Below are 16321 nucleotides of genomic sequence, written 5' to 3'. Positions count from 1 at the left end.
TAAAACAGCATGTCTAATAATTGTTTTTATAAACACTTCACGCTATAACATACTTTTATACACCATCTCACTTGCATGGTCTTTCAGCTCCTCATCGGCAAGCTCCAATGGCAAAACCTCTGCTCCTATCTGCTGCTGCCCGAGTATCAAGCGCCCAGCTTCCACTTCTTTTTGTAGCAGACGATGCAAACTGGCTAAATGAAATTCGGCATCGTAGTACTCATAGATTTTCTGTAAGGAAATCGCTGCTTTGGCATGAACATCAGGATACAGGCTATCGGCGGCTAAAATAGTCATTTCATTAAGTGCTTCTTCACGCAATACATCGGCTTGGTTAATCTTATTTTGTAGATGATTGGCAATACGACCTTTAAAACTCAGCATCCCAATAAAAATCAGCGTTTGGATGGCAAATAAACTCATATACTGCCATAGATGCAGTGACATATTTAACAGTTTACTCAGTAGCATCAGTATCATCGCTACCACGACATAGCTGACCAATTGCCAAAGTAGCCACATCATAAAGCTGTTGTCCCCGAACCAAAACATCTGCCGCTCTTTTAACAACGTCAGCTGTTGCCGTGCTTGCCACCAATTTTGCTCGCGCTGTTTTAGTTGCTCATATAGCTCAACACGCTGACTGCCATCAAAATGTTGCACAGTGATATCTTTAGCGCCACGCTCATTGGTTTTTACAACACTAGACATATCAAGGTTTCCTTAAATAATCTGTCGTTGCTGCTGACAGTTATTTTTACTTGGTAAATAAATGACACTGTTTTAATTTTATCCATGTTTAATATCATGATAAAAATTGGCTAGACTCAAAACTCGTTACCATTCAAAAAACAGCTATATGCCCAGCTTAAAGCGATATAAATTGCTTTAAGCGCTTGTTTTAAATTGACAATAAACAGCTTGAGAAGAAAAAAGACAAAAAATAAGAGAAGTGCTACACTGCTCAAATGTAATTTTTCTTTATCACTTTATTATTAATTGTCTATTATAGTTAGCCTACTTATGAATCACAACTTAACGACTTTGCACCCTTACCCGTTCGCTAAGATGGCAACCTTGCTTGCGGACAGTACGCCAGCCCATAACTACAGTGAAATTAAGCTGGGTATTGGCGAGCCGAAACATGAGCCACCTGCATTTGTGTTGGACGTATTACGCGAAAACTTGGACAAAATAAGCCAATATCCAACCACTAACGGTATTTTTGAGCTGCGCCAGACCATTGCCCATTGGCTGGAGAAGCGTTTCTTTTTAAATCATCTCAGCCCTCATAGCCAAGTATTACCGGTTATGGGTACGCGCGAGGCGATTTTTAGCTTAGTGCAGGCGGTTATTGACCATTCACAAACCGAATTGTACGAAGCTGAATCCAATCAACTGGCGCTTAATAATCAGCCAGCAGCTCAACAATCGCAAAAAGCAGTTCAAACACCCACGATTGTGATGCCCAATCCGTTTTATCAGATATACGAGGGCGCCGCCATACTGGCACAAGCAACGCCGTATTTTATGCCTTGTACCATTGATAATGATTTCAAAGGTGACTATCGTTCGGTACCAAAAGATATCTGGACAAGCACACAGTTATTGTTTGTCTGCAGCCCGAACAATCCAACCGGTTCCGTCATGACTATGGACGACTGGGAGTACCTATTGCGCTTATCAGACCAATACGGCTTTATCATTGCCAGCGACGAGTGTTATAACGAGCTGTATTTTGATAGCGCACCGATTGGTCTATTACAAGCTTGTGCTGCCCTCGGTCGCCATGACTTTAAAAACTGCGTGGTATTTCACTCTTTATCCAAGCGTTCAAACTTGCCCGGTTTACGCTCAGGCTTTGTAGCCGGTGATGCCAATATTTTGCAGCCTTATTTGCAATATCGCACCTATCAAGGCTGCGCGATGCCGATACCGCATCAGCTGGCTTCCATCACCGCTTGGGAAGATGAAAAGCACGTGGCGCACAATCGGGCGCTCTATCAAGAAAAATTTGCCTTATGGATGTCAGAGCTCGGTGAATTACTTGATTTACGCATGCCAGAAGCGGGTTTTTACTTTTGGATAAAAGTCCCTGAGCAGTTCGATGGCGACGACGAAATTTTTGTCAAAGCCTTGTACGAGCAAGCAAATATTCACGCGCTGGCTGGGCGTTACTTGTCACGTGAGGTCAATGGCAAAAATCCAGGACAAGGTTATGTGCGTATTGCCTTGGTTGCTAGCGTTGAGGAAAGCCGCGAGGCCATCAGTCGCATTCGTAAACTGCTTGGCGCTTAAAAGCTAGTTTTAAAACATAGCTTAAAAAGCTGTCTCAAAAATTAGCCAAAAAATCTAATTATTAAACGATAAACAGCACCTTATACTCAATATAATATCAGAGAACCGCATATAACCATGATAATATTGTGGTTATATGCGTTTTCTCGCTATGCTGCTTGTCAAACAGTGTTATAGTAGAAATAACGCTACGCTATTCTTATATTTCTTTATCATTAATACATCCCTTTCTCCCAGAATTTTTGCTAAATGTGCCATCAAGGATGATGCCATGCCCCATCTCGATTTTACCCAACCGCCCTTTGATGTATTGAGCGCAGCTGAACGTCAAAGCATCAGAAAAAATACCCAAATCCGTTATCTTGCTAAAGACGAGCGCTTGCCTGCCGACGATTTAAAATATTTTTATGTGGTCATCAAAGGACAAATCGAGCAACTGCTTGCTGATGAGTTTGTCGCGACTTATTTAGGCAGCAATCATACCGACCATCTAAATAGCAATGATTGGTTTGATAGTCGGCGACTACCAAAATCGCTTATAGAAAATGATTGGCAAGAAAGCAGCCATTCAACTAGCGTACTCCAGACTAATACTACCCCTCCAAACGAAAACACCCTATCGCCCTACGAGTTTCGCGCGATTGAAGACACGCTGCTGCTGCAAATAAATGGCGCAACGGTTGATAAAATCAGTGCGCAAAACCATCTGGTGCGCCAATTACTCTCAGAAGATTTACCTGAACGACTAAAAGCATTGCAGCAGCGGCGTAGCGGGCAAAGCTTAGATGCTAGCTATCATGGCTATAATGAGCAGCAAGAAGTCCAGCAAATCATGATGCAGCCGGTAATTGACGTCAGCTTATTACCCGTGCATATCATTGACGCCACTAGCAGCCTATATGAAGCGGCGCATATTATGACCAAGGCAGGGCTCAAGCATGTGTTGGTGCGACCGCTCGACCAATTAAATCCTGCTGAAAAGCAAACATTAGATAGTGATTTAGACAGTGACTTAGCCAGTGATTTAGATACCAACTTAAATAGCAGCTTAGATACTGATAGCGCCAATGCGCAAACTCCTAGCCGCTACTCTGGTCGTACATTAGGTATTTTAACCGATACCGATATCTGCCGTGCGGTGAGCGAGCAGCAAAACCCTGCGACGACGCCTTGTCAGCGTTATGCGAGCTTCAATCTGCGTACTATCGATGCTGACGATGAGATTGGCGATGCGCTATTGACGATGACGCGCTACCGCATCCATAGGTTGCCAGTGATTGATGCCAATGGCGAGGTTGCAGGCGTACTTGGGCAAAGCGATATGCTCGCTCATATTGGGCATCATTCACAGCTGATTAGTCTGCAGATTGAACAGGCAAAAGACTTGCCTAGCTTAGATACTGCGGTTGAGCTCATTGGGCGTTATATTCGCGCGCAGCATCAAAACGGTATCAAAATCGGTAACGTCAGCCGCATGGTACAGACGCTTAACGCCCAAGTATTTACCAAACTGTGGCAACTTATCGTGCCTGATGAAGTGATGACAAATACATGCGTCATCGTTATGGGCTCAGAGGGTCGCGGTGAGCAAATTATGCGTACCGACCAAGATAATGCACTTATTATTCGTGATGGTTATAGCCATCCTGACTTAGCCCAGTTCGCTGAAACCTTTAACAATCATTTAGCAGCCTTGGGTTATCCGCTCTGTGATGGCAATATCATGATGACCAATCCGATGTGGCGACAGCCGCTCAAGCAGTTTGAAGCGCAAATTAGCTTATGGTTTAGAAATACCGACCCGATACACAGTATTTATTTGTCCGCCATATTTGATGGCGAGTACGTCTGCGGTGACGAGTTGCTACTGACTAGTGTCCGCGAGCATTTAAAAATTGCTCATCGCCAATCAGATCTGATGTTTGTACGCCAGTTCGCCCGTGCCGCTCTACAATTTGGTGATGTCGGACAATGGTGGCAAAAGTTTGTGCCACTACTCGGCGGTAAACCAAGCTCCTATGATATAGACCTTAAAAAAGCCGGTATTTTTCCGCTGGTGCATGGTATTCGTACTTTGGCATTAGAAAATGATATTTTTGATGCGCCCAGTAGTAAAGGACGCCTCAAAGCCTTGGTGCAAGCGCGCGCCTTGAACCAACAGCGCGCTGATACCTTGCTTGAAGCATTAGAGTTTTTTATGGCGCAGCGTTTATCAGTGGCGCTATCGACAGATGATAAGCATGCACGGCAAGTTGATCCGACCACTTTATCGGCACTCGAACGAGATTTATTAAATGAATGTTTAGCAGTGGTCAAAAGCTTTAAGGGTCAACTGAGTCGACATTATCAGCTAGAATTTAATTAGAGCACGTTTATCAAAGTACGTTTATTAAAGCAACTGGGTCAACGTTTAGCAAAAAGGCCGTAAAAGAAAGGAGTCGAAATAAGATGCGTTGGCTAAAACAATTATCGTCTAATTGGCAAAAGACCCATTTGCAGCGCCCTGAGCTGGCATCGATGTTTAATGAGCCTTTGGCTGGTAAATGGGTAGCGATTGATTGCGAGATGACGGGACTTAATCCAAAAAAGCATCACCTGCTATCTATTGCTGCGATTCATATCAACGGCGATAGCATTGATACGGGCAACGGTCTACATCTGGTTTGTCGGCCGCCTGTGATGCCTGACCGTGACACCATTGTGATTCATGGGCTGCGTACTGCCGATGTTGAGCATGGCATGAGCTACGATGAGATGCTAGCGTTACTGCTACCCTTTATCGACAATCGACCGATAGTTGGGTTTTGCCCGCAGATAGATACAGGATTTTTGAATCCTTTAGTCAAGCGCTATATGGGAACTCTAATACCGAACAGGGTTATTGATATACGGCAATTATACAGTCGGCGTATGGGCGATCGTACGCAGGGCATTCCCAATCAATCGCAGCATTTAACCAATATTTTAGCGCATTATGATATTCCTGAGCTCGGCACGCATGACGCTTATAACGATGCTATCATGACAGCAATGGCGTTTTTGCATCTACGCGAACGCTGACGCTACGCGAAAATAGCAACTCATGTTACCATAGGCTGTTTTTGCCACCTGATGATAGACTGCTCATGCTACCCACTTCTAAGACTGATAATCGCCCTACCACTATTACCAAATTAACGCCTTTTACTAAGCAACTATATACGCTAAATAAGCCAGCCAAATGCTTACCCACATTATCCTCGCTTGCCTTATTTGTTGGTGCTATGTTGACGCCGCTATATGCCCAAGCTGCATTGCCAGAAGCGATACAGACGGCGCTTACGCATGCACACTTAAGCACCGCCGATATTAGTATTGTCATCACCCCAGTAGGTGATAAAAACGCTAGCCGCTTACCTGCGCCTATACAGGTAATTGATAGCACTAAATCCGCTAATCAGCCAGAATCTTTAAGTACTAACGATGGCACTGCTGAACCTAGTAGCATCCAAAAACAAGCGCTTAAAAACAATAATGCTAACGCTAAAGAAGTAAGCGTTCATCAAAGCCCATTGATGACTATCGAAAAACAGACGATTAAACAACATGCAAGACAACTCCATGCTTATACCGATGATCCTTATACGTATCAAAGTATAGAAAGCATTCCATCGCTACTGCCAGACAAGGCTTTAGTAAGCGCTAAAAATCATAATAGCAATGTTAAAGAAAATGAAAGCAGTAAAAATAATAACGACAAATCGACTGCTCACAGCCCTGTTATTAAAATCTCTTTTTCACCGTTATTAAGCCATCAAGCCGATATTGCGCGCACGCCTGCCAGCACCATGAAACTGGTACCAAGCTTTATCGCTTTAGATACTTTGGGCGCTGACTTTGTCTGGCATACTCGTGTCTACCATACGGGTATTATCATTGGCGATAAGCTCTATGGCGACTTGATTATTCAAGGCAGTGGCGACCCAAAAATGACCCATGAGCGCTTGCAGCAATTGCTTTATAAAGTACAAACCGCTGGTATTCGCCATATCAACGGCGATATTATTGTCGATAGCGCCGTCTTTAAAAATGTGACAAAAGACCCTGCCGCCTTTGACAACTCACCGCTACGTCCTTATAACGCCAGCCCCGATGGTTTTTTGGTCAATTTTAGCAGTATCGGTATTCAAAGCTATCCGCTAGATAATACGCGCGCGCAGCTGACCTACACGCCGCAATTGGCAAATTATCAATTGCCCAGCTTGATAAATATACGCTCCGCTGCTTGCGGTCAAGCGCGCTATAGTATTGCCCCGCAGTGGCAACCGACACAATTAACGCTTAATACCAATTTACCAGACAGCTGCGGCGAGCATGCTTTTTATGTCGCCTACCCTGACGCCAAAGATTTTGCTGCCCGCGTCATTGCTTCTAAATGGCAAACACTTGGCAATACCTTAAGCGGTAAAGTTATCAGCCAAGAAACGCCTTATAGTGCCAATAACACTAGCGATAAACAGACAAAATTGCCCCGTGGTTTAGCAGCTATTGCTATGTCACCTTTGCCCATTGTCAGCTATCCTTCTTTAAACCTTACTCAGCAGATTTATGATATCAATCACTTCTCTAATAATGTAATGACAGAGCAAGTGGCACTATCTATAGGCGCTTATAACAGTATTAATAATACTATTAATACTGTTATAAGCAATAAAATAAACAGTGATAAAACGAGCACCAATAAAGAAAGCGTTAATAATAAAAGCAGTGATACGAATAAAGTCATTAACAATCAAGCAACGAGCTTATATCAATTTGGCCAGCCAAAAGCGACAGATTATCCACAAGCGCTACAAACGATTAATCAATGGTGGCAAACCAAGCTGACTACCCCGCCGCCGCATCTAAGCAACGGCTCAGGACTCTGCCGCGACTGTAGCATCAGTGCCGCCAATTTAAACGAGCTATTGACCTACGCTTATGAACAACCGAGCTTTGATGCTTATGTGAGCTCATTAGGCATTGCTGGGGTCAGTGGCACCATTAGCGCCCATAGTGACCGCTTACCCAAATCGCAAGCCATCGGTCGCGCTTGGATAAAAACAGGCACGTTAAATAACGTCACCTCGATGGCAGGCTATGTTAAAGGGCTGTCTGGGCAAGACTATGTGGTGGTCGGAATGATTAATACGGATCAAGCGCTCAACGCTTATAACGCCCGAACCGTATTAGATATTATGCTAGATTGGACAGCGCAGCATTAAAGGTGGTTCATTAACTGCTCTTTTTCTATCGCTATTTGCTTTAAAAATCTTATGCTCACCCCTTTATAAAGGTCTTTTTTATGTCACGCAAACCAATGCAGCTCAGTGAGTCTCCTAATCCGTCAAAAGATGGTCTGGCGGCCGGCAATACTCAGCCTAGTAGTCCAAAAACAACACAATCTAAAATGGCGCAATATGTCGGATTCTTTGCGGTTGGTTATATTCTGGCTAGCGCCATATTTATGATGATTCAAACCAAATTTACCTTAAACTCTCAACTGGTCACTGTCATCTCTATCGTCATCGGCGCTTATATCGCGGTGCATAAATTTATTAAGCATCAACAGCGCGCGCTAGATAGAAGCGAGATTAACCGTTTAATGTTTGGCGGCGTTGCGGTGGTTTGGCTGCTTACCATTATCTATTTCTTAGGTATCTGGTTTTTCTTATTTGATGCGGTGAGCCGTGAAGTATTGATAGAGATGACCATACAGCAGCCGCTACCTCTACTTTCGGCATTGGTGATGATATTGGTGCTGAGCTTAGTCAGTGCGCGCGTTAGCATTTGGGTGATTAATCACTTACTTGACCCCAAGCGTAAAACTGTTTAATTATTATTTAAATGTTTAACGCTTTTAAATAGACAGTAACCTGAATTATTTATACCCATCCAAGCGCATACAAAATTTTGTCCTATACCTGAATAAATTACGTTACGCTATCTTAACGCTAATGAATTTTGCTAGATAGGAGCGCAAGCAATGGAGATGCTTTTTTTCGACAATATAGACAAACTCGGACGTATCATTTTGACCGCGGTCATGGTTTACGTTTTGATTGTGATTACTACCAAAGTCTCTGGAAAACGTTCGACCTCGCAGCTTAATAACTTTGATTGGATTGTCACCGTGATGATTGGCTCACTCGGTGCCAGCACTATTTTGCTTAAAGACATCCCTTTTATAGAAGGCGCTTCTTCTATTGTGGCGCTGTATGTCATGCAGTTTTTGGTCACAAAATATGCGTCTATTTCACCAGAATTTAGCAGTTTTATTTTGTCCGAGCCGCGCATTGTCTTTTATCAAGGACAGTTTTTACCCGATGCGATGCGTGCAGAGCGCTTAACTCGTCAGGAGATTGAATGTGCGATGCGTTCTGAAGGCGTGAATAGTTTCGATGATATTGAGGCGATCGTTTTCGAATCAGATGCTAAGCTGACCATTATCCCAAAACCTACTTCTTCTGATAACAAAGACAATCATCAAAACGCAGAGAACACGATATCGCAAACCATTGCACCGCTTATGCAAGGTGACTGATAAAGGTTAAAGCATAAAAAAGGATAGCCGATATAAACCGACTATCCTTTTGCTTTTATCTTCAATTAATACTAACCGCTATAATCGTTATTTATCAATAACAATCCTAGTGCAAAACTTACTTAATACGCTGCCACGTTTGCGAACGCCCAAAGACTGGGGTACCGACAAAGCCGCGTAGTTTTAGGCTTTGACCATTATCACTTAAGGTCAGCTTGCCAGAATAGGTTTTTCCTGACTCAGGATCGACCAGCTTGCCGTCACTCCATTGATTATTACCATCCGCTTTGAAGCCTGATAGTATCTGCAAACCTTCAACCGGTTTGTTTTTTAAGCTGCCAGGACACTTGGTACAAAGCGCATCTGACTTTTCTTTATCAAGGACCTTTAGGATTTTTCCTGTGACTTTACCACCGCTTTCAGTTAACTGCATGACGGCCTTTTTTTCGCCAGTTTTATCATCGATGGTTTGCCATTGCGTGCCATTTAACGAAACAGCAAACACAGAAGTAGAGAGCAGCGCACCTGCGCTAAGAGCAGCTAGACTTAATATAGTACGTTTCATGAACGACTCCTTTCGTTTAAAAAAATATTTCAAATTGTCTTTTGGTTTATCATAAAGACCTCACAGTGTTAGGCGTTATCATATTATCGATAGATTTATCATTAAGAAAAATCAGCATAATAAAGAACAACTGTTTGTCGAATGCTAGTAAAGCATAAAAAAATGCTTTGTAAAAGGTCTGTTTGTTACAGCAACTTAAGCGCAGAATTCTTTTGTTACATTTAATCAATAATCAAAGTGGTAGGTATTATGAAAGTAAGAATATTGACCGTCGGTAATAAAATGCCCAAGTGGGTGCAAACCGGTTTTGATGAATATTTCAAACGTATTCAACCGATGCTCAGCACCGAAATCGTAGAAATTGCGGCGGCCAAACGCGCCAAAAATCCGTCAGACGCCAACTTGGCGCAGTACCGTGAACAAGAGGGTCAGGCAATATTGGCTGCTCATGCGGCAGGAGGGCGTGAGCAATTGTGGGTGCTAGATGTAAAAGGTAAGATGCTCTCTACCGAACAGTTGGCCGATAAATTGGCGGGTGGCATGCAGCAAGGCGACGATATTGCCTTGGTCATTGGCGGCGCTGACGGCGTATCACCAGAGGTATTGGCAAAAGCCGATGTAAAGTGGTCATTATCCGCGCTGACCTTACCGCATCCGCTGGTGCGAGTGGTGCTGATGGAGCAGCTATATCGCGCCATGAGTATCAATCACAATCATCCTTATCATCGCGGTAATTAAAACGCTTATAAAGCAGCTCTTACCTTATAAAAAACCAGCTTGTTATTAGTAATGACAAAACAGATTGAAATATAGCCGCGCGCCCTAATAAATGCACCATGAAACATCCTAAACATGCAGTACCTAAAGTCTCAGGCACGCATCCGCAACCTGATGACAAACGCCAACCTCTAACGACCTCAAAGCCGACGCCTATCACGGCAGCGGCTGCTTGGACAGATATACCTGCGATACCACCTAGGGCAGCGAAAGTATCGAAGCGACCCAAATTGCCCGCGCTATTTATCTCGCATGGAGCGCCAACGCTTGCAATCGAACAGTCAGCGACAACCAGCGCGTTGGCACGTATGGGTCAAAACTTACCTAAGCCGCGCGCTATCGTCATTATGTCGGCACACTGGCAGTCGGCTAAACTTGAAATCAGCAGCAATCCACAACCAAAAACTTGGCATGATTTTTCCGGATTTGCGTCTGAGCTGTATGAGTTGCAATATCCTGCAGCGGGTCAGCCAGCACTTGCCGAAACCCTGGCGCACCAGCTAACGGCGCGTGGTATCACCTGCCGCGTAAATCCTTTGCGTGTCAGCGACCACGGCGTTTGGGCGCCGCTTTTGCATCTGTATCCAGAAGCCGATATTCCTATCGTGCAAATATCGCTACCACGGCATTATGACAGTGTCGCTTGTTATCAATTGGGTGCGCAACTGGCGCAATTGCGTGATGAGCAAATCCTCTTGATTGGCTCAGGGAATATCACCCATAATTTACAAGCACTACGTTGGCAAGCAGAGAGTATTGATAAAACCGCTAAAGACTTTAAAGTTTGGCTGCTGCAACAGCTCAAAACTGACATTCCAAGCGCCTTAGACTGGCAGCAATATCCTAATTATCAAAACGTACATCCAAGCGATGAGCACCTATTGCCGTTATTCTTTGCCTTAGGTGCCGGTCAACGTGTCTCTGTGGTGCATCAAAGCATGGCGCACCATAGTTTGGGTATGGATATTTATCGTTTTGATTAGCTCTACCTTCTAATGCAGCATGTATCAAAAATCATTTCGAGCATATAAAATTACTTCTCAAAGGCAGGCTTAGTAAACATTCCAGCGCGTTCCATCTCGCCAGCAATGCTAAATAACGTCGTTTCATCATTTATACGCCCAATCAACTGCATCCCAATCGGCAGACCTTTTTTGCTCATTCCGAGTGGCAATGACATTGCTGGCAGCCCCGTAATATTACCCAATAAAGTAAAGCCCATTTTACCAAGTACGGGTGCGCTGAGCTTTTCAATCACGCCCGAGCTAAAGGCAAATCTGCCCATATCAATGCCTTTATTAAGCACCCCTGCGCTACGCATGAGCATCTCATCCATAAGGCTTGGCGGCAATACACCATGCTTAACCGCAGGTGTCGGTACGGTCGGGCACAAAATCATATCGTAGGTCTCAAGCAATAAACCTGTTTGATATTGGCTATCATGCCAGCCATGCTTAGCATGTGCCAAATCAACGGCAGATAATGAGCGTCCGAGCATCGCCATATTATAGGTTTGCGGCTCAAGGTTTTGGATATGCTGCGCGCCGTGACAGCGCTCGATATTATCAATAGTAAATGCCGTATGGGCGCAGACCACCACCAAAAAATCATGCCAAAACTGCTCAATATTAATATTAGGCTCGGCGGGCACCACACGATGACCCATTGCTTCTAGTTGCTTAGCAGTCTGCTCTAATACAGCAAGTACTTCTTTATCGACGACCGTATTGGCAACCAATGGCTGTTGATGCAGCGCGATGGTTAATTGCCTCGGTGCTCGCATCGCTGCTTGCAAAAATGTCCCATCGGGTGGCGCAATGACATAAGGCGCACCGATTTCTGCACCGCTGGTAGCATCAAGCATCGCCGCACTATCACGCACACTACGAGTAATCACATGGTCAGCAACCGCCCCTTCCCAACCTTCGCCAAATTTAGGTCCCATAGGGTTACGACCACGGCTAGGTTTAAATCCAAACACACCGCTCCATGCCGCAGGAAAGCGAATCGAACCACCACCATCACCTGCGCCTGCCATCGGCACGATACCACTTGATACCGCCGCTGCACTACCGCCCGATGAACCACCAGAGCTATAGCCTTTTTTAAATGGATTATGGGTGGCGCCATGAGCTTTCGGCTCGGTAGTGATAATTAAACCAAATTCTGGCGTATTGGTTTTACCAAAAGTATTCACACCGGTGGCTTTCATGCGTTTAACGATTTCGCTATCGTCATCAGGCACGATATTGACGCTACGGCTACCCATGGTAATGGGCTCATCCGCAAAATAAAATGACAAGTCTTTAAGCAAATAAGGCACACCGTTAAAGATACCCGTTGGTAAGCCTTTTTCTGCTGCGGCATAAGCGCGCTCATCAAAACGATGGATAATAGCGTTTAATTTGGGATTAAGCTGATTGGCTTGCTCAACTGCCGCATCGAGCAATTCTTTGGCGCTGACTTCCCCTGCGTTGACCAATGCCGCCAGCGCTATCGCATCGTATTGGGTGTATTCTTTAAACATAACCGACCGTCCTTGGAAAGTAATTTAATTGGCAAGTATTTTTAGAATTTATGGATATTTATCTGATATAACAATCACCAGTTTAGTCTAAAAAACTACTGTTTATAATTGATTAACAAACTCATTGGTCATTTGAAAACATAAGTGTCTATTATCAATAATGAAGGTAATCGTGAATAACTACCTATATTCTAATAACAAAAAAGCGAGCTACTTTATTGAGTAACTCGCTTTTTTAGTATTCAAGTATGCGTTATCTGTTTACATCAACAGTTCACGCTTGCCACTTTTCCCCATCGAGCTGACCAAGCCAGCCTCTTCCATCGAGTCGACAATACGCGCGGCACGGTTATAGCCAATGCTGAATTTACGCTGAATACTAGAAGCAGACACTTTGCGCGTTTCCATAATAAAACCAACGGCTTCATTATAAAGGTCATCATCTTCGCCAGAGGCGCTGGCAGTACTACCGCCACTGGGACTAGATAATTCAAAATTACCAGCCATATTATCAATATAATCAGGTGCACCGCGCTCACGCCATGCATCACAGACGCTATTAACCTCTTCGTCGCTGACATAGGCACCATGCACACGATCCGGTTCAATCTGCCCTGGGCCTAAGAACAACATATCACCATTACCAAGCATATCTTCGGCACCACCACTATCCAAAATAGTGCGCGAATCCACTTTTGAGTTCACACGTAGCGCCGCTCGTACTGGAATATTAGCTTTAATTAAACCAGTAATGACATCAACCGATGGACGCTGAGTTGCAAGGATTAAGTGAATCCCTGCGGCGCGCGATTTCTGCGCCAAGCGTGTAATTAATTCCTCTGCTTGCTTACCAACTTGCATAATCATATCGGCAAACTCATCGGCGACAATGACAATCATGGGTAAGGTTTTAAGCTTTGGCGCTTGACTGATACTCACGCTGTCATTGGGTCGCCATAGTGGATCAAGCATTGGATTACCCAATTTTTCAGCAGCGATGACTTTTTTGTTAAACTCGTTAAGCTTACGAACCTTTAATAAGCTCATCAGCTGATAACGGCGCTCCATCTCTGCGACGCACCAAGACAAGGCACTTGCCGCTTCAGTCATATCGGTAACAACTGGCGTTAGTAAATGCGGAATATCATTATAGTTGGCAAGCTCAAGCTGCTTAGGGTCAATCAAAATCATCCGCAGCTCGTTCGGGGTATATTTAAGTAGCATCGATAGTAACATGGCGTTGACCAAGACTGATTTACCAGAGCCTGTCGTACCAGCAACCAACATATGCGGCGCGCGAGCAAGGTCAGTAATAATCGGCTTACCGCCAATATCTTTACCCATTGCCATGCTGATTTGCGCTTTAGGGTCTTTAAATTTCTCGGTATCTAATAGCTCAATTAAGCGCACCATTTCGCGCTGCTTGTTAGGCACTTCGATGCCAATATAGGGTTTACCAGGAATAACTTCCACGACACGTAAAGATGCCATTGATAATGAGCGTGCCAAATCACGTGAAATCCCTGTAACTTTACTGGCTTTTATTCCGGGAGCGAGATCTACTTCAAAACGCGTTACGACAGGACCTGGAATAGCATTGACCACGTTTGCTTTGACATTGAATTCTTGTAGTTTAATTTCTAGCAGCTCTGATAACTGTTCGAGTTCAGCCAATGTATAGCTCGGCTTACGGTCAGGGTCAGGCTTATCTAAAATAGAAAGTTCTGGAATTGGTGTCAGACTACTACGATAGGCAGCCGTTTGCATCGAGCGTGATTTTTGATTGAATGCAATATCATCACTAATATGCGGCATAACAGGCGCAGCAATATCGTCAGCGATGTGGTAATCATTGTCGTCTTCCGGCATCATATCGGTAATATGATTACTGCTATCGCCTTCTGGCACCGCAAAACTCATGGTTGGTTTAGTGGCAGCGATTGGTGCAGTATCAGATTGTGCAACGCTAGCAGTCGCTGTAATGCCCGTTGATTCTGTAATACCAGTTGTTGCAATACCAATATCCGCTGTCGGCGCGAGTTTAGGATTGGCAGGTGGCGTATTGGTCGGCGTCATCTCGGTAACTTTAGCAACGTCACTAAATGTATCGACTGGCGCAGCAAACTCTACTGCCGATGTACTGATTGTTTCAGTTTCAACTAAAGGCTCAGCATTATAGGAAAAGTCTGGTTGTTCGATAGACCAGCTTTCAGACAAATCATCTATTGAGTCAGCAACCATATTATTTGATGAATTATCGTTTAATAAATTATCAGTCTTCTGTTCCTGTATCACAGTGTCAAACGAGGTTTCTAATACTGGCGCTTCAATCAAAGTTTTATATTCTTCTAACTCAAGCGCTACTGGAACCGCCGCATGTTCTGCTAGCCAAGCATCAACGCTTTCTGTCATTTTATCTTGATTAGCAGCATCATTAATAACATAATCAGAAGTATCAGAAGACGCAGCAGATTTATCAAAGCCTTGGACGTTAGTGTTTGAAGCAGCAGTTGCATCATAAACAAGCGTATCCTGTCCAGCAATTGCCTCACTTGCCAATAAATCATCGACCGTATTAGCATCATTCCAAGCAAAACTTGGTTCAACTTTGCGTACAGGCGCCATAACTGGGTTTGCTGCAGGCGTTGCAGCTTGCTGTTGGTTAATATGATTAAAACTGCTTGCATTAGCCGAAGCGGTCTGTAATTGCTCATCCTGCGCTGTGCTGCTAGTTGCAGTTTGTGCCACTGCTGCCGCGGCTGACATAGAGGCTTTGACGCTAGCACCTAGACCCGATGTCGCTAAAAAATCTTTCAATACGGTATTAAAACGACCACTTTTATCTGCCGTTTGGGCATGATTAGTAGCTGGCAAATCTAGTGGTAACTGCTCAAAGCCTTGCGAGGCTTTTTCATCCGTTACACTGTCATTATCATTTTGCTGTTGCGCAGCCGCCGCTGCTTGCGCCACTTGTCTATTATCCTGTTCGCGGTCATTACCTTTAACCGCAGCATCGCGCCATGACCACGTTTTAACTTTCTGATAAATCGCCAGCCAATGAATATTAAAAGCAAAAGTGGCGGTAATAATCACAAACACCGTTAAAAACGTCACACTGCCCCACTGTGATAATAGCTGTGCTAAACGTGCTTGCAGCTCAAGGCCAATAATACCACCAGCCACGCCTTTCAGACCTGACACCATAGGATCGGCCACTTGCTGTACTAAGGCTACCAATTGCGCAAACAAGGCACTGGCACTTAATAGCAAAAACACATAGGCAACTAAGCGTAATAACCAAAACGTTGGTTTATTATCCCACCAAATCAGCACTGACTCATAGACCAAAAACGCCAGCAACCACCAAGCACCAAAACCAAAGAAGCTATAGAGCAAATCTGACAGCCACGCGCCCATCTCGCCGCCCATATTATTCACGGTAGTCATATCACTACTGATGTGCGACCAGCTCGGATCATTACCGGTATAAGTCATCAAAATGACGAATAAATAAACCGCCAGTATTAATCCAAGCAGGGTAAATATGCCCTTTTTTAAATACTCAATAAGTGGTGCTGATATCACGTAAGAT

At 44.2% G+C, this 16321-nt stretch carries 12 protein-coding genes; 8 read left to right on the top strand and 4 right to left on the bottom strand.

Annotated features, from left to right (window positions below):
- Positions 1 to 42: 42 nt before the first annotated feature.
- Positions 43 to 711, bottom strand: coding sequence for a hypothetical protein (locus tag AC2FA3_RS05140; protein WP_490508620.1), 669 nt, complete (start codon positions 709 to 711; stop codon positions 43 to 45).
- A 312-nt stretch (positions 712 to 1023) separates the two neighbouring features.
- Here AC2FA3_RS05140 and dapC point away from each other — a divergent pair, with 312 nt between their 5' ends.
- From dapC to AC2FA3_RS05110, 6 genes are all read left to right on the top strand, one after another.
- Positions 1024 to 2298 (top strand): succinyldiaminopimelate transaminase, encoded by a 1275-nt coding sequence (gene dapC / locus AC2FA3_RS05135; RefSeq protein ID WP_490508619.1) that lies wholly within the window; start codon positions 1024 to 1026, stop codon positions 2296 to 2298.
- 271 nt (positions 2299 to 2569) lie between these two features.
- On the top strand, positions 2570 to 4663 hold the full coding sequence (locus AC2FA3_RS05130; RefSeq protein WP_490508618.1) for a DUF294 nucleotidyltransferase-like domain-containing protein: 2094 nt from the start codon (positions 2570 to 2572) through the stop codon (positions 4661 to 4663).
- A gap of 83 nt (positions 4664 to 4746) precedes the next feature.
- Positions 4747 to 5358 carry a 3'-5' exonuclease gene (locus tag AC2FA3_RS05125; RefSeq protein WP_490508617.1) on the top strand — a complete coding sequence of 204 codons (612 nt, stop codon included), beginning with the start codon at positions 4747 to 4749 and terminating at the stop codon, positions 5356 to 5358.
- A 65-nt stretch (positions 5359 to 5423) separates the two neighbouring features.
- The gene (locus AC2FA3_RS05120; RefSeq protein ID WP_490508616.1) at positions 5424 to 7541 is read left to right on the top strand and encodes a D-alanyl-D-alanine carboxypeptidase/D-alanyl-D-alanine-endopeptidase; all 2118 of its coding nucleotides are present in this window, start codon (positions 5424 to 5426) and stop codon (positions 7539 to 7541) included.
- A gap of 80 nt (positions 7542 to 7621) precedes the next feature.
- A complete protein-coding gene (locus AC2FA3_RS05115; RefSeq protein WP_490508615.1) occupies positions 7622 to 8152 on the top strand; it encodes an ABZJ_00895 family protein in 531 nt (176 codons plus the stop codon).
- 150 nt (positions 8153 to 8302) lie between these two features.
- Positions 8303 to 8860 carry a DUF421 domain-containing protein gene (locus tag AC2FA3_RS05110; RefSeq protein WP_490508614.1) on the top strand — a complete coding sequence of 186 codons (558 nt, stop codon included), beginning with the start codon at positions 8303 to 8305 and terminating at the stop codon, positions 8858 to 8860.
- Positions 8861 to 8978: 118 nt separating this feature from the next.
- On the opposite strand, the gene AC2FA3_RS05105 is transcribed toward AC2FA3_RS05110, so the two are convergent.
- Positions 8979 to 9425, bottom strand: coding sequence for a DUF2147 domain-containing protein (locus AC2FA3_RS05105; RefSeq protein WP_201546302.1), 447 nt, complete (start codon positions 9423 to 9425; stop codon positions 8979 to 8981).
- A 249-nt stretch (positions 9426 to 9674) separates the two neighbouring features.
- On the opposite strand from AC2FA3_RS05105, the gene rlmH reads away from it, so the two are divergent.
- Together rlmH and AC2FA3_RS05095 are read left to right on the top strand one after the other, a co-directional pair.
- Complete coding sequence (gene rlmH, locus AC2FA3_RS05100) at positions 9675 to 10163, top strand: 23S rRNA (pseudouridine(1915)-N(3))-methyltransferase RlmH (protein WP_201546301.1); 489 nt, start codon at positions 9675 to 9677, stop codon at positions 10161 to 10163.
- A 98-nt stretch (positions 10164 to 10261) separates the two neighbouring features.
- The gene (locus AC2FA3_RS05095) at positions 10262 to 11185 is read left to right on the top strand and encodes a DODA-type extradiol aromatic ring-opening family dioxygenase (RefSeq protein WP_490508613.1); all 924 of its coding nucleotides are present in this window, start codon (positions 10262 to 10264) and stop codon (positions 11183 to 11185) included.
- A gap of 50 nt (positions 11186 to 11235) precedes the next feature.
- Here the strand turns inward: AC2FA3_RS05095 and AC2FA3_RS05090 are convergent, their stop codons facing one another.
- Positions 11236 to 12729 (bottom strand): amidase, encoded by a 1494-nt coding sequence (locus AC2FA3_RS05090; protein ID WP_490508612.1) that lies wholly within the window; start codon positions 12727 to 12729, stop codon positions 11236 to 11238.
- A 261-nt stretch (positions 12730 to 12990) separates the two neighbouring features.
- Complete coding sequence (locus AC2FA3_RS05085) at positions 12991 to 16314, bottom strand: DNA translocase FtsK (protein WP_490508611.1); 3324 nt, start codon at positions 16312 to 16314, stop codon at positions 12991 to 12993.
- Between the last annotated feature and the right edge of the window lie 7 nt (positions 16315 to 16321).

This window comes from Janibacter sp. CoH_79_TC_3, from assembly GCF_058197955.1.
The sequence above is the reverse complement of the archived record's forward strand: the minus strand, read 5'-3'. Positions and strand labels throughout refer to the sequence as shown.

What these genes read in the sequence shown, in the direction of transcription:
- dapC (WP_490508619.1), top strand. Translation starts at nt 1,024, where the DNA reads ATGAATCACAACTTAACGACTTTGCACCCTTACCCGTTCGCTAAGATG.
- AC2FA3_RS05130 (WP_490508618.1), top strand. Translation starts at nt 2,570, where the DNA reads ATGCCCCATCTCGATTTTACCCAACCGCCCTTTGATGTATTGAGCGCA.
- AC2FA3_RS05115 (WP_490508615.1), top strand. Translation starts at nt 7,622, where the DNA reads ATGTCACGCAAACCAATGCAGCTCAGTGAGTCTCCTAATCCGTCAAAA.
- AC2FA3_RS05125 (WP_490508617.1), top strand. Translation starts at nt 4,747, where the DNA reads ATGCGTTGGCTAAAACAATTATCGTCTAATTGGCAAAAGACCCATTTG.
- AC2FA3_RS05095 (WP_490508613.1), top strand. Translation starts at nt 10,262, where the DNA reads ATGAAACATCCTAAACATGCAGTACCTAAAGTCTCAGGCACGCATCCG.
- AC2FA3_RS05140 (WP_490508620.1), bottom strand. Translation starts at nt 711, where the DNA reads ATGTCTAGTGTTGTAAAAACCAATGAGCGTGGCGCTAAAGATATCACT.
- AC2FA3_RS05110 (WP_490508614.1), top strand. Translation starts at nt 8,303, where the DNA reads ATGGAGATGCTTTTTTTCGACAATATAGACAAACTCGGACGTATCATT.
- AC2FA3_RS05105 (WP_201546302.1), bottom strand. Translation starts at nt 9,425, where the DNA reads ATGAAACGTACTATATTAAGTCTAGCTGCTCTTAGCGCAGGTGCGCTG.
- rlmH (WP_201546301.1), top strand. Translation starts at nt 9,675, where the DNA reads ATGAAAGTAAGAATATTGACCGTCGGTAATAAAATGCCCAAGTGGGTG.
- AC2FA3_RS05090 (WP_490508612.1), bottom strand. Translation starts at nt 12,729, where the DNA reads ATGTTTAAAGAATACACCCAATACGATGCGATAGCGCTGGCGGCATTG.
- AC2FA3_RS05120 (WP_490508616.1), top strand. Translation starts at nt 5,424, where the DNA reads ATGCTACCCACTTCTAAGACTGATAATCGCCCTACCACTATTACCAAA.